Genomic DNA, 14,214 nt, shown 5'->3' on the forward strand with positions numbered 1-14,214 from the left:
TTGCTTGAATAGAACGCGGTACAGACGCAACATTCTGCGTCTCGTCGTTGAACATTAATCATCTGTCATCCTGACGAAGAAAGGACCTTATAGCAGTTGAACGACTATCATAACAACCTGTGCTGAGGTGATAACGTCCTTCCTGCGTCAGGATAACAGATGCGAGGGTTACAGCCAGTTAAGGTTCAACGAGGAGACGCAAAATGTTGCGTCTCTACCGCGTTCTAACAATACGGATAAGCAACTCTTTAGGAACTGCACGATAACGTAGCGCAGCCGGCTTTGGTCCGCGCCCAGTCGGGGCGCTTGGTGGCTAGCTCGTCGTGCTCGGGCTGCTCGGCAAAAGGAGTTTTGAGAACTTCCATCAGTCGATTCAGCACCGACAAATCACCAGTTTCGGCAGCTTCGATGGCCTGCTGAGCGAGGTAGTTGCGCAGCACGTACTTGGGGTTGGCGCTGAGCATGCTTTCGCGAATAGCCTCTGGGTCAGCAGATTCCTGATGTAGCCGGTCGGTGTAGCGCTGCAGCCACTGGTGCAACATCTGCTCTCCTTCGGGCGACGTGCCGTACGAAGCAGCTTGCACTATCTCCTGGAACAGAGCATTTTGGTTTTCCGAGCTTGCTATCAAAGCGGGAGCAGCATGCGAAAGGCGGCGGAAGAATATGGTCATGTCCACTTGCGACTCGGCCATTGCTTCATGCAGACCTTCAATTAAGGCGCGGTCTTCCTCCTGATTTAATTCAGTGAGACCGAGCTTGCGTAGCATCATGGCATGCTGGGTTTCGGCCAACGTCTTCGTGTACTGATCGAGGCTTCCGCGTAGGGCTTCTGGCTCATGAACCAGCGGCGCAATGGCTCTGGCCAATTGATACAGATTCCAGAGTGCCACCTGGGGCTGCTGCCCGAAGGCGTAGCGCCGGCTGCTGAAGTCAGTGGTGTTGGGCGTCCAATCCAGCTCGTAAGGCTCCAGCCAGCCGTAGGGGCCGTAATCGATGGTGAGGCCGAGGATGGACATGTTATCGGTGTTCATCACGCCGTGCACAAAGCCCACTGACATCCAGTGCGCTATCATCACGGCCGTGCGCCGACACACTTCCTCAAACCAGCGCATGTACACCTCCGGCGACGGTTCGCCCAGCTCGGGGTAGTGGTGCTTAATCACGTAGTCGGCCAAAGCGCGCAGGTTGTCCTTCTCGCCGGCTACGGCCATCATCTGAAAGTTACCGAAGCGGATAAACGTAGGTGCGACCCGCGCCACCACGGCGCCCGGCTCTTCCTGCGCGTTGCCGTTATAAAACATATCCCGCACCACCTTGTCGCCGGTTCCTACCAGGCTTAGCGCCCGCGTAGTTGGTACGCCGAGGTAATACATGGCTTCGCTGCACAAGAACTCCCGCAGTGAGGAGCGCAGCACCGCGCGGCCATCAGCCCGGCGGGAGTACGGCGTGGGGCCAGCGCCTTTCAGCTGAATTTCCCAGGTAGAACCGTCGACAGCCGTTAGTTCGCCCAATGAAATGGCACGCCCATCGCCAAGCTGCCCCGCCCAATGGCCAAACTGGTGCCCACCATAACGGGCCGCAAATGGCTTCATGCTTTCAGTGACGAGGTTACCGGCCAGGGCATTAACGGCAGGACCGCGCTCCTCAGGCCGGGCAAGGCCCAAAAAGCCCCCCAGGTCATCGGACCAGGCTAGCAGGTGCGGGTCGCGTACGGGCGTCGGCTCAATGCGTGAATAATGATAGCCCGGCACCTGGCGCGGGTTTTTATTGCGAGAAGCCTCCCCTTTCAACTCTTCTACAAAAGAGTTTTGGAATGGTGCCTGCTCTAATGATTGGGTGGATATAGACATGATTATAGGACGGTGGAAGGAATTATCATTTATGGCAACGCACACCGGGCGCTTAGGTTCCTGTTGAGCCACGGCTTACGGCCGGTACTCAGCTTGAAAGCTGTACTGCTTTGACTTTTGATGAATGCTCCCTAACGAAATAACATAGCTATCAAGTTCGGTCGGAAACCGAAGAAGTAAGGGTTCAACGAGTCGGCTGGCTCCCCCTCTTTTTGGGAGAGGGAGAGCCAGCCGACTCGTTCTACGCGGCTACGTCGGCTGGCACCTTCGCAACTGCAACCGATTTATCGTTTCTAAAATGTAAAAAAGCCCCCCAGACGTGTATCTGGGGGCCTTTTTTATACTGAACTTAACCTACTAAAACAGGTAGCCGTACCTGGAGCGGGAGCGGAAGGTGTGGTGTAGGCCAAGCGGCTGGCTCCCCCTCTTTTTGGGAGAGGGGGCCGGGGGGTGAGGCCACTCGTTGACCCCTATAAATTCTTCATCCAGGCCTCACGCAAAGCCAGTTGCGCCGGCGTTGCGGCAGGATTAGGCACGAAAGCGTAGCTCTTCACTTCATCTGTGGTGGCAAGGCGCACGCGTACGACCTGCTCTTTGCCATCCCGACGGATGGTAAGGGGCAATTCGGTATTGGGCGTGCGCTCCCGCAGCTTACCAAACACGGAAGCGAAGTTGCGCCGATCTACGAAGGTGCCGTCAACACCTGCTATCTGGTCGCCTGCTCGAATGCCGGCGGCTTTTTGTGGCTCGCTCGGTTCGGTTACGTACACTTCATCGCCGCGCACCTGGTAAGAGGCCTGGCCGATGGTAGCGATCTGACGACCGGTACGTAGGGCACGGTCGTAGCGAATGCCCACTTTGGCGAAGTACTCCTGCAAGGGCAAGGGCTCGGCTTTCTGGATGTAGCGGGCGAAGAAGTCGCCGATTTCGGGATAGGTAAGCTGGGTGAAATCCTGGAAGAAGCTCTTCTCGCTGATGGGCTTGTTGGGGCCGTATTTTTTGGCCAACTCCAGCAGCACTTCGCGCAGGCCACGCTTGCCGCCGCTCAGCTCCAAGAGGCGCAAGTCGAGCAAGGTGGCGGTGAGGGCGCCGCGCTGGTAAATGTTGCCGTACTGCTTCTGCCCTTCATCACCGAACGAGTTCAAACCCAATTTGCTGAGGCTATAGGTGGTGTCGGCGCGGGTTTGGTTGTAAACGACTTTGTCGTGCAGGGTTTCCAAGTAATCATCGAGCGAAACAAGGCCGCCGCGCAGCTGCATGGTATGGGAGGCCCACTCCGTTACGCCCTCATACAGCCACAAATGCTCCGAGCCGGTGGGGTTTACGAAGTTGAACTGCTCGATGATTTCGGAGTGAATATTCAGCGGCGTCACGATATGGAAGAACTCGTGAGCAGCAATATCGACTACGCCCTGGGCGGTTTCGGGCGTGAGCGGCGTTTCGCGCAGTACATATTCTGAGCTGTAAGAATGCTCCCAGGCCCCAGCCGACTTATCGGCGAAATGATACAGGAAAGCGTAGCGCTTCACAGGCAAATTGCCCCCCAGAAAGCTTTGAGCGGCATTCAGCATTTTCTGCATGTAGCCCAGCAGCGGCTCGGCCTGCACCTGGTCGGTGGCGGAGTAGCAGTACAGAGCCACGTCGGCGTCGCCGAGCTTGGTGCTGGCTTCGGTGAGGCGACCCAGCAAAATAGGCGAATCGACGGCGTGGTCGTAGTCATCGAGGCGGTAGTAGCCTTGGGCATCAGGCACGAGCACTGTTCCTACTTTCCACTCCTTGGGGTGCTCCAGCTTGAGGCGCAGGGGCTTGCCTTGCATATCCTCGGGGTAGCCCAGAATGGTCTGCCCATTGAGCAGGGCGTGGTCAGTTTCCAGCGACGAGCCGCACATGAGGTAAATCGGGTGTTCTTCCACCTTCGTATCCCAGGTTTCGGCAATGGTGTAGCGGATTTCGCGGGTTTTCTTGGGGTTATCGAGCTGCCACTGATTGACAGACAACTTTTTGGCCCCCAATGGTTTGCCCTTGGCATCAAACGCTTCGAACTTGCTTACGAAGCGGCCCATATCCATGACCTGATACGTGCCGGGCGCGGTGGCCGCAAACTGGTAGATATCCTGCGACCTCTTGAGCTTGGGCAATTGAAGTTTCACCTGAAACTCGTTGCTGTTGGCCGCCGGGTCCATCGTGACGGTATAGGTGAGTTCCTTGACGGATTGAGCCTGAAGGGCGGCCGGAGCTGCGGCCAGCAAGGTTGCCAGGGCGGCGGCACGAAAGAATGAAGGCATGCGAGGGGTGGAATAAGAAAACAAACAGAAGAAGCGAAGGTAACGAGAAAGCTACTGACGCGATTTGGTTGCACCCAGACGCACGCTCTGCGCACCCGGCCCCAAAAACACAGCGCACAAGCCGCGTCGGACAGTGCAGCGAAGAGCCTAAACGCTTAGGCGGTTGTGCGTTGTATCTTTTTAGCAAGCGGGCGCGTTCAGCCTTACAAGTTCTTCCTAGCTAGACAGCAAAGTACCCAATCTCATATCCATGATCCGACTACTGCTTTTGCCGATTCTCGCGCTGGCGGGCGCGTTTGGCTGTTCCTCGACCAGCAACCCAACGCCACCCGTAGAGGCTGCACCCACCATTCTGGTTTTTTATAAAACAGCCGGCTTTAAGCACGAATCTATTCCTGTTGGCCGGGCTGCCATTCAGAAGTTGGGGCAGGAGAACGGAATAAAAGTCGATACCACAGCAAATGCCGGCGCCTTCACCGCTGATAATTTAAAGCAGTACGATGCCGTGGTGTTTCTGAGCACTACCCAGGACGTGCTCAACGACGCGCAACAAGCAGCTTTTGAGCAATATATCCGCTCCGGAAAAGGCTTTGTAGGCATTCACGCCGCCACCGACACCGAGTATGACTGGCCGTGGTACAACCGGCTGGTGGGGGCTTATTTTAGCAGTCATCCGGCCATTCAGCCGGCCGTCATTCGGGTGACAAACAAGGCCCATAGCTCCACTTCCTTCCTGCCTGATGCCTGGCCGCGCACCGATGAGTGGTACAACTTCAAGGATATTCAGCCGACCATTACGGTGCTGGCTACGCTGGATGAAAGCAGCTATACCGGCGGCACCAACGGCACCACGCATCCCATTGCCTGGTACCATGAATTCGACGGCGGCCGGGCTTTTTATACGGCGGGCGGCCACACCAATGAGAGCTACCAGGAGCCGTTGTTTCTGCGGCATGTTCTGGGGGGCATTCAGTATGCTTTAGGCAAGCGCAAGTAATCTTTTTTGCACCCAGCTGAGCTATAACTCCGGCTACTGAGGACCGTTAAACTTCAGGCTGCTTCCCTCCTATTCCTTCCAGCTATGAAAAAGCGTAGTCTACGCGGCGCCACGGTGGTTATCACGGGCGCCTCCAGCGGTATTGGCCGGGCTGCGGCCCTCACGTTTGCCCGGCACGGCGCCCGCCTCGTGCTGGCGGCACGGCGCGCTGAGGTGCTCACGGAAGTAGCCGCCGAGTGCCAACGCCTAGGAGCCGCCGCCCTCCCCGTACCCACCGACGTAACCGATGCCCAGGCCGTAGCGCAGCTCGCGGAAGCCGCAGCCGCTTTTGGGGGGCAAATTGACGTCTGGATAAATAACGTGGGCACGGGTGCGGTCGGCGAATTCGACAAAACCCCGCTGGCAGCGCACGAGCAGGTGTTGCGGGTTAACATCCTGGGAAACCTGTACGGGGCATATGCCGTGCTGCCGTACTTTAAGCGTCAGCAGCATGGCATTCTGATCTTTATGAACTCCCTGGGCGGCTGGGTGCCGATGCCGTACTCGGTGGCCTACAGCACCAGTAAGTTTGGGCTGCGCGGCATGGCCGAAGCGCTCCGCACCGAGCTGCTCGACTCGCCCGATATCCACGTTTGCAGCGTATATCCGGCTTTTGTGGATGCGCCCGGCTTTCAGCACGGCGCCAATTACTCAGGCAAGGTGGTAAAGCCCGCGCCGCCCATATTTGCCCCCCAGCAGGTCGCTGATACGTTGGTGGCCCTGGCTCAGCGGCCCCGCCCCAGCGTGATGGTGGGCTGGTCGGGTAGGGTAATGCGGGTGTTGCGGGCGGTGGCGCCGAATGTGACGCAGTGGTCTATGTTGCGCTTTTTTAAGCTTGCCCAGCGCAATGCCGACCCGGCGCCGGTAAGCGAAGGCAGCATATTTGCCCCCCAGCCCGCCCCCCACGGCACCGAAATTACGGGCGGCCACCGTGGCTACTCGAATTCAACAGGTAGTAGAGCATGGCTGGGCGCGGCGCTTGCAGCAGGCGTGGCGGTTGGCTTTTATGCCTGGCAACGTAACTAGCATTCAAAGATTATTATAAAAAAGTATGGTGGCAGATACTTAAAACCATGAATAAGTAAATGTTAGGAGCTGATTGTCGATATTGAAACGATTGTCAACACTGAAATCTTCCGTTTTGTAGGAGTGCTTAAGAAATAGTTTCTCCATACGGACTGACATCCCCCAAATACCTATGGGAGAGTAAAAATCCACACCAGCACCTCCGTGATAGCCTAATAAATTTCGGCCAACAGAATATTTCTGCGTTCGTCCTAAGGTACCACCTGCCAGTTCAGAATTAACTAGTATAAACAGAGACTGAGCACCAAATACTAGGCCGCCTGCGCCACCGACTTCTATGTAAGGCCGTAGCAGACGACCTGGGCGGCTAAAGGTATAGCGCAGCGTGAGTGGCAACCGCACATATGAAGCCTGTGTTTCCATTGTATTGGTGTAATAAAAACTGGTAGCTCCAACCCGTTTTACCACACTAAAAGAGTTATTGCTCCTACCGTATAGTAGTTCAGGCACTATTGCTACACGATGCCCCAAGTTAAATTTTACAAAAACCCCAAGTGCTGGAGATAATCCGGAAGTAGGTTTTTGATTGTAAAAAATCGGCTCATCGGGATAATAAAGCTGGCTATTTTGTACTCCCAGTCGCATGCCTACTTGGTTGCCAGGCTTAGGCGGACCACTAAATAGTTGTTCACGCTGCTGGGCAGGTTTACATGCATTATACTTTTGTACTGCCTGCTTAAAATCGTCAAGTTGGTATCTGTAAGCCCTATTATTGGCCGGGGTATCAGCAAAATCTAAAGCGAGACATCCTGCTAACACACTGTTTAGCACCTGAAGTTGTTGGCCCCGGCGTAAGGGCATAGCTTGTCCACCTTGACGCTCTATAAAAAAGCGTGCTCGTTGCTCACCCGATTCAGTTATAAATAAAGAGGCTTCTCCGCGCACTACTACCCGCAAAAACCGAGGTTGCAGACTGTCGCCAATGGGAATTTGTCGCGTCACGTACACTTCCTGAGTGCCAGTACCGGCAGCTGTCAACTGGGCGGCTGTGAACGTTTGCGCTGTAGCCGCGTCCTGCGTGGTGCGGAACATGATCACACCCTTCTTTTCAACGGCAAAGAACGTATCAACATAGCCGCGGATGGTATCAGCGGGGGCTTCTGCACGAATTACGTACCCGGGTTGAAAAACTGAAGTTTGCGCCACTGCCATACCGGGCGCTAAAAACCCTACTAACCAAATAGTAGCTCGTTTAACTAAATACATGAAATGTTTTATATAAAAAATACAGGATCAAAGTTGCTAGCAAATTCACCAAGTACCACGGCTCCACATTAAAATAATTATATGATCGTGATTTACAGTCAGAATGATTGCAGGATGCGGCTGAGCTTCTTTGTATGAGCCTGTGCATCGCTCCGACCGATCTTCAGTAAATAAATGCCCCTTCACCAGTTTCATCGACTGGGGGGCTTTTTTCAATCGGGTTTTCCTACAGAATACCATTCTGTGCCGCCCGCGAAAAAGGCAGACTCACTTTAACCTGTGGGCGTCTGCTGGCCCAGCTGCTTGAGCAACTTTCCGCCAACCCAGCCAACACCGAGCCGAGCTGCGAACCCCAGTATTTGCCCCCCAGAATACGCGTTGCAACCCCCTTCCTGGCCCTGCGTTATCAAGCAACATGAGCCGAGCATTTACCAAGGAAGACGACGCCCAGCAGCCGCCAATTATTCCGCCCCGGGCGGCCCTGCCACCCGACACGCCCAACTACGTGACGCCCCACGGCCTGGAGCTGCTCCGCGCCGAGCTGACGGCCCTGGAAGCGGAACGCGCCCAAGCCGAATCTAACCGCGACAACGACGCCGACCGCACCCGCTTGCTTAGCCTGTTCAACGGCCGCCTCAGCGACCTCAGCGCACGCATTGCCAGCGCCAAAGTGATAGACCCACGCCAGCAGCCCGCCGATGAGGTGCGTTTTGGCGCAACCGTCACGCTGCGCACCGTGAGTGGCGGCAAGCCTGGAATGAAGCGAAAGTTTATGCTGGTGGGCGTTGATGAAGCCTCCATTGCGGAAGGCAAAATCGCCTTTGTAGCACCCATTGCGCGGGCTGTGCAGGGAGCAAAGCTGGGCCAGCACGTGGCGCTGCACCTCGGGCCGAAAGAAGAAGTAGTTGAAATAGCCGCTATTACGTACGATGTCTGAGCGTCAGCTTCATGCCAAGCTCAACATAACACATCCCCGGCTGATGCAGTAAGCGTACTGGTTTGTCTTCCCTATTCTGTCCAGTCTCATGGCTATTCCTCCCCCCAACGTCAACCCGAACCAGCTGGTCCGTTACGTCGTCCAAATTGATGCAATGCAGGATACTGACAGCATCGGGCAGGTGCGCCAGCTGCTCACCGAGCTAAAGCTCCTCGTAGACCGGATAGAGCCCGGCGAAGTAGAAGTAGCCGTCACCCACCCCGATTCGCCCGGGCAGGATGATATCCGCGAAGCCTTGCTGGAGGCGGGTTTTTCGGTGCAGAATATCACGGTTCAAACGGGCTAGTAGGTACAGACGCTCTTGGGGGCAAAATCAACCAGCTGACACCGATAAACGCTGCCAGCCGGGCAACGTATTGAAGGCGAGTCTTTCCCAGCGGGTGCGCTCTACCTGCCACTAACTTATAGTACATGCGAAGCATTTCTCTGGCCCGTGTCAATGGTTTGCTGCTGCTCGCCCTGCTGGCTTTGGCCCTGCTTTATTACGGCCGGCTGTTTCTGATTCCGGTGGCGTTTTCCATTGTGCTGGCCATGCTGCTGTCGCCCGTCAGTCGGTGGCTGGAAAGCTGGGGGCTGGGGCGCGGATTTGCTTCTTTCCTGTGCCTTGTGCTGTTGTTGCTGGTGCTGGCTGCCATGGGCTGGGCCATTGGTGAGCAGGCCGCCAACATATCCGAGCAGCTTCCCCAGATTCAGGCCAAGCTCCAGCAGCTTCTCAACCAAGGCCAACAGCTGATTCAGCGGGAGTTTGGCGTGACGCCGAAAGTCCAGATCGAGTTTGTGCAGGAGCAGATCAGCAAGATTGCGCAGTCGGCCAACCGCTACCTCACTACTTCCCTGAAAGGCATTTTCGGGTTGTTAGGGGGCTTTGTGCTGGTACTGTTGTATCTGTTTTTTCTGTTGTGGCAGCGCGGCAAGTTTCGGGAGTTTTTGCTGCGGCTGGCTCCGGCCGAAAATCGCTCCGAGTACGCCCGAATGCTGCACCAGATCAGGCAGGTATCGGGTCAGTACCTAGTGGGTCGCCTGATTTCCATTGTTTTTCTGGCTGTGTTTTACGGCATCGGCTTTTCCATCATCGGCCTTCAAAATGCTGTACTGCTGGGTCTTATTGCCGCCTTCCCTACTATCGTTCCGTATGTGGGCGCCTTCGTTGGGGGGCTTTTTCCACTGATTATGGCCTTGATAGGTGGCTCATCGGGCCAGGTGCTGCCGACGGTCGGGATTATGGTGGCCGCTCAGGTCATCGACAATAATATTATCGAGCCGCTGGTGATGGGGGCCAATTTGAATCTGAGTCCCATCTTCACCATTGTTGCCATCGTGTTGGGCGAGCTGATTTGGGGCGTGCCCGGCATGATTCTGTTCGAGCCGCTTTTTGCCATCATTCGCATTATCTGCTCTCATGTGCCCGCCCTGCACCCCTACGCGTTTCTGCTGGAAGACGAAATGCAAGAGCCGCAGTGGCTTCAGAAGCTGAAGCACGTTTTCAGCCGCAGTAAAACCTGATGTTCGTCATTAAGCGCAATACGATATGCGCTCATAGCATTCATCCTGTCATGCAGAGCGGCGCGAAGCATCTCGCGTGTTCATCAGGATTAGTAACCCTGCGTCAGCACGCGAGATGCTTCGCGCCGCTCTGCATGACAGCCTTATAAAAATTGTCCTATCTGACGTAGCAGTATTTCTAGTACCCTACACCCCGTTCAAGCCTTCGGTAATATCACGCACTGCTTCCGACAAATGAGCGGGTACTTCAGCTTTGGGTTGCAGCAGGTGCAGCAGGCGCAGATATTTGGCCCGGCCTTCCCCCAGCATTGTCCGCGACACTTCTACCGTGAAGAGTTTGAAAGGCTCCACTTTTTGCACGCCTACCAGCAAAAACCGATCGGCGTGGAGAGCATCGAGGTAAAAGGCGGCCTGGCGGTCGTAGTCGTAGCCGGAGCACTGCCACAGGAAGTGGTCGTAGTCGCGGGCGTTGGTGGTTTTGAAGTCGATGATGGTGTAGCCACGGTCGGTTTCGGGCACTACCAGGTCGGCGCGGAGCTTACAGACGGTGGTGGTGGTGGGCTCGGTGAAAATGCAGCTGGGCTCGGGTACGCCGGTGGCCAGCAGTTGCTTTATCTCAGGGTTGAGCTGCACGCCTTCCACCATCCACCACACCAGCGTATCGTTGATGCCGGGCAGGCCGGGCTCGTACAGCGTTGGCTCCAGCAGGGCCGTGTGAAATGCCGTTCCCAAGCCCAAAGCGCCCGACATGGAAGCCGGCTTCTGGTAGCGGCCGTTCAGGGCATCGCGCAGCCGTGAGAGGTCGGAATTAGCAATGGCGGGCAGGGCGCGGTAATCATCGTAGGGCAGGCGCAGCAGATCGGGGCGGCGGAAGGGGTCGGTTTCGGTCATGGCTTTGTAACAGTAGCATACGATGGATAGCTCCGGCGTAGTTACTTAATTATGCCCCCCAAGGTCGAAAAAAAGCCCCCCAGCTTCGCAAATAAGGTCGAATATAAAATACCGCCGGCCGCAGCCGAACAGCCTAAACCTGTAAGCGTTTATTTAACAACGAGTTGGCCACGCAGCATATGCATGCCGCAGGTAAACTCAAAAGTACCCGCCTGCCGGGGCAGCAGTTCCACAGCCGTCGTCTGGAAGGGTGCCAACTCTCGGCGGATCTGAAAGTCGGGCAGCAGCAGTTCCTCGGAGCAGCTGTTGTCTTCGTCGCGGTAGAAGTTGAGCTGCACGGGCTTATCCTTTTCTACCTCAATCACATCGGGCGAATAGCCGCCTTTCACCACAATATCGACCTGCTGCACGCCGCTGCTCGACGATACGGCCGTGGCTACCTGGTGCGGGGCCATAAAGAAAAACCACCCCACAAAGCCAAGAGAGGCCACGCCACCAAGTAAAACGATGATTTCAGTTGTGTCCATGATTTTCAAGTTGTGATGAATACTTCAGGATGTCATGCAGAGCGGAGCGAAGCATCTCGCGTGCTGACGCAGGGTTACTAATCCTGCTAAACACGCGAGATGCTTCACTCCGCTCTGCATGACATCCTGATTGAAAAAGCTCGCCAGCTACACCTTAGCGGCGCGCAAGCGCAGCGAGTTGGTAAGCACAGACACTGAGCTGAGGGCCATAGCCGCCGCCGCAATCATGGGCGAAAGTAGCCAGCCGGTGAAGGGATACAGCAGGCCAGCAGCAATTGGAATTCCAAGAGTATTATAGATAAATGCGAAAAACAGGTTTTGGCGAATGGCGCGCATGGTGAGGCGCGACAAGCGAAGGGCCGTGACAACGCCGTTGAGGTCAGAACGCATGAGGGTGATGCCGGCTGCTTCCATCGCCACGTCGGTGCCGCCGCCCATGGCTAGGCCCAAATCCGCCTGGGCCAGAGCGGGCGCATCGTTGATGCCGTCGCCGACCATCGCCACGGTGCGTCCCTCGTTTTGCAGGGCCTTTACCTTGCTGGCTTTATCCTGAGGCAATACTTCAGCGAAGAAGCGCGTAATACCTACTTGTTGCGCTACTTTGGCGGCGGTTTGCTGGTTGTCGCCGGTCATCATAACCACTTCCAAACCCTGTCGTTGCAGCTCCCGAATAGCGGCCGCCGACGTCTCGCGTACCGTATCGGCCACGCCAAACAAGGCTACAATTTGCCCCCCAACGGCCGCATAAAGCACTGTTTTGGCCTCTTCCAACAACTGGTCGGCGGCTTGTGTGGTAGCGCCCGAAACGGAGACACCTTGTTCCTCCAGTAGCCGCCGGTTACCGATAAGCACTTGCTGACCTTCTACCGTGGCACCGGCGCCGCGGCCTTCATGAGCCTGAAAATCTGTGGCTGGCAATGACGCCACGCCCTGCGCATCAGTGTAGCGCACCACGGCTTCGGCCAATGGATGCTCCGACTGCCGCTCAAGCGCCGCTAGCATAGCCAGCACGGAAGTCTGATCAGCGCTGGGGGGCAAATTCAGGGGAATAAAGTCGGTCACGGCGGGCTCGCCGCGGGTGATGGTGCCGGTTTTGTCGAGCAGGACGGTATTTACCTGATAGGCTTTTTCCAGCGCTTCGGCGTTGCGGATAAGCACGCCGTGTTCCGCGCCTTTGCCCGTACCTACCATGATGGCCGTGGGCGTGGCTAGCCCCAGCGCGCAGGGGCAGGCAATGATAAGCACGGCCACAAAATTGACCAGCGCCAGCGGCAAGCGAGTAGCTTCCGGCGCCGCCAGAAACCAAACCACAAAGGTCGCAATGGCAATCATGACCACGATGGGCACGAACACCGCGCTTACTTTGTCGGCGAGGCGCTGTATGGGCGCGCGGCTGCCCTGGGCCTCCTCCACCAGCTTCACAATCTGAGCCAGCATCGTCTCCTTGCCTACTTTGGTAACCTGAAAGCGGAAGGAGCCAGTTTTATTTAGCGTAGCGCCAAATACAGGGTCGCCGACCTTCTTTTCTACGGGCAGACTTTCGCCCGTTAGCATGGCCTCGTCCAGCGCTGAGCGTCCTTCGGTAATGACGCCATCAGTGGCCACTTTCTCGCCGGGCCGCACGATTACGATGTCGTTCAGCCGCACTTCCTCTACCGGAATATCTACTTCCTGGCCATGGCGCACTACGCGGGCGGTTTTGGCTTGCAAATCCATCAGCGCCCGAATGGCCGCCGAGGTGCGCTGCTTGGCCCGGCTTTCCAGCACTTTACCCAGCAGAATAAGAGCAATAATGGTGGCCGTGGTATCGTAATACACCTCCGGCATCAGGCCCTGGCGCATAAACCAGTCCGGCACCAACGTAGCGGCGAGGCTGTACAAAAAGGCCGCGCCCGTACCCACGGCAATCAGCGTATCCATGCTGGCGGTGCGGTGGCGCAGCCCGTTCCAGGCCGACACGTAAAACTCGCGCCCGCTATACAAGAGTACGGGTAGCGTGAGCAGCAATTGCACATAGTTGAGCACCGGCATCGACACGCGCTGCATCAGCGCCGGCCACAGCATAATCATGGACAGCGGCATGATAACGGCAGCCAAGGCAACTGCCACCCAAAAACGGCGCAGCAGCTTGCGGTAAGCGGCGGCTTTGCGCTGAGCTAGCTCTTCGTCGGAGCCTAGCACACCGGCTGCCACTGGCGCCACGGGCTCGTGCACGGCGTAGCCCGCCTGCTCCACAGCCGCGCGCAGCCCGGCCCGATCTATCTGAGCGGGCAGGTAGTCGATGGTCGCTTTTTCACTGGCCAGATTCACGGTGGCACGCTGCACACCGGGCGTGCGGCTCAACGCCCGCTCCACGAAATTGGAACAGGAAGCGCAGGTCATGCCCTCAATATTGAGCGTCGCGGTTTCCGTACCGGCGCTGAGGGGCAAATTTACCGGCTCACCGGGAGTCGGCACATGCGGCAGTGGTGCTGACGGAGTATTCATAGAATAGGTAATTTTATTGATAACAAAAGCCGGGACTAAAAACGTCCAAACCGATATTCAAATTAACGTTAGTCAGGTCCAGATAGCGGTGCGCAATTCGCATTAGGAGGTACAGAGTTATGTTCTCGCGGCGTGGGTTGTACTCTAGCTACGTATTCCGTCCGTCCTGCAAAGCAACGCGGAGCATCTGGCTTGCGGTTGTTGCTTTAATAAAGACGGTCATGCAGAGCATTCTGCGCCTCCAGCAGCGACGAAGCATCTCGCGTGCTGACGCTAGAGTACTAATCCCAACAAGTAAAACGTCATGCAGAGCAGCGCGAAGCATCTCGCGTGTTTAGTTGAGTTA

11 protein-coding genes are annotated in these 14,214 nt (G+C 56.4%); 5 read left to right on the top strand and 6 right to left on the bottom strand.

All coding sequences use genetic code 11. The features are described from left to right. Window positions 1-248: 248 nt before the first annotated feature. Both IEW06_RS17755 and IEW06_RS17760 read right to left on the bottom strand, forming a co-directional pair. Complete coding sequence (locus tag IEW06_RS17755; RefSeq protein WP_187731524.1) at window positions 249-1,850, bottom strand: protein adenylyltransferase SelO; 1,602 nt, start codon at window positions 1,848-1,850, stop codon at window positions 249-251. Between the two features lie 470 nt (window positions 1,851-2,320). After that, window positions 2,321-4,135, bottom strand: coding sequence for a M61 family metallopeptidase (locus IEW06_RS17760; protein WP_187731523.1), 1,815 nt, complete (start codon window positions 4,133-4,135; stop codon window positions 2,321-2,323). 250 nt (window positions 4,136-4,385) lie between these two features. Between IEW06_RS17760 and IEW06_RS17765 the strand changes: the two genes are divergently transcribed. After that, window positions 4,386-5,132 carry a ThuA domain-containing protein gene (locus IEW06_RS17765; protein ID WP_187731522.1) on the top strand — a complete coding sequence of 249 codons (747 nt, stop codon included), beginning with the start codon at window positions 4,386-4,388 and terminating at the stop codon, window positions 5,130-5,132. Window positions 5,133-5,216: 84 nt separating this feature from the next. After that, window positions 5,217-6,197, top strand: a complete 981-nt coding sequence (locus IEW06_RS17770; protein WP_188548674.1) for an SDR family oxidoreductase — start codon at window positions 5,217-5,219, stop codon at window positions 6,195-6,197. A 39-nt stretch (window positions 6,198-6,236) separates the two neighbouring features. On the opposite strand, the gene IEW06_RS17775 is transcribed toward IEW06_RS17770, so the two are convergent. After that, window positions 6,237-7,463: a porin family protein gene (locus tag IEW06_RS17775; RefSeq protein ID WP_188548675.1), complete on the bottom strand. Its 1,227-nt coding sequence runs from the start codon at window positions 7,461-7,463 to the stop codon at window positions 6,237-6,239. A gap of 415 nt (window positions 7,464-7,878) precedes the next feature. Between IEW06_RS17775 and IEW06_RS17780 the strand changes: the two genes are divergently transcribed. From IEW06_RS17780 to IEW06_RS17790, 3 genes are all read left to right on the top strand, one after another. Beyond that, window positions 7,879-8,400 carry a GreA/GreB family elongation factor gene (locus tag IEW06_RS17780; RefSeq protein WP_187731519.1) on the top strand — a complete coding sequence of 174 codons (522 nt, stop codon included), beginning with the start codon at window positions 7,879-7,881 and terminating at the stop codon, window positions 8,398-8,400. Between the two features lie 88 nt (window positions 8,401-8,488). Continuing rightward, window positions 8,489-8,746, top strand: a complete 258-nt coding sequence (locus tag IEW06_RS17785; RefSeq protein ID WP_187731518.1) for a hypothetical protein — start codon at window positions 8,489-8,491, stop codon at window positions 8,744-8,746. Window positions 8,747-8,871: 125 nt separating this feature from the next. After that, on the top strand, window positions 8,872-9,963 hold the full coding sequence (locus IEW06_RS17790) for an AI-2E family transporter (RefSeq protein ID WP_187731517.1): 1,092 nt from the start codon (window positions 8,872-8,874) through the stop codon (window positions 9,961-9,963). A gap of 186 nt (window positions 9,964-10,149) precedes the next feature. Here IEW06_RS17790 and IEW06_RS17795 read toward each other — a convergent pair whose 3' ends face one another. From IEW06_RS17795 to IEW06_RS17805, 3 genes are all read right to left on the bottom strand, one after another. Then, window positions 10,150-10,854 carry a PD-(D/E)XK nuclease-like domain-containing protein gene (locus tag IEW06_RS17795; RefSeq protein WP_187731516.1) on the bottom strand — a complete coding sequence of 235 codons (705 nt, stop codon included), beginning with the start codon at window positions 10,852-10,854 and terminating at the stop codon, window positions 10,150-10,152. Window positions 10,855-11,003: 149 nt separating this feature from the next. Next, window positions 11,004-11,381: a cupredoxin domain-containing protein gene (locus tag IEW06_RS17800; protein WP_187731515.1), complete on the bottom strand. Its 378-nt coding sequence runs from the start codon at window positions 11,379-11,381 to the stop codon at window positions 11,004-11,006. A 147-nt stretch (window positions 11,382-11,528) separates the two neighbouring features. Continuing rightward, window positions 11,529-13,868, bottom strand: coding sequence for a heavy metal translocating P-type ATPase (locus IEW06_RS17805; protein WP_187731514.1), 2,340 nt, complete (start codon window positions 13,866-13,868; stop codon window positions 11,529-11,531). Between the last annotated feature and the right edge of the window lie 346 nt (window positions 13,869-14,214).

This window comes from Hymenobacter qilianensis, assembly GCF_014638675.1.
GTDB lineage: Bacteria > Bacteroidota > Bacteroidia > Cytophagales > Hymenobacteraceae > Hymenobacter > Hymenobacter qilianensis.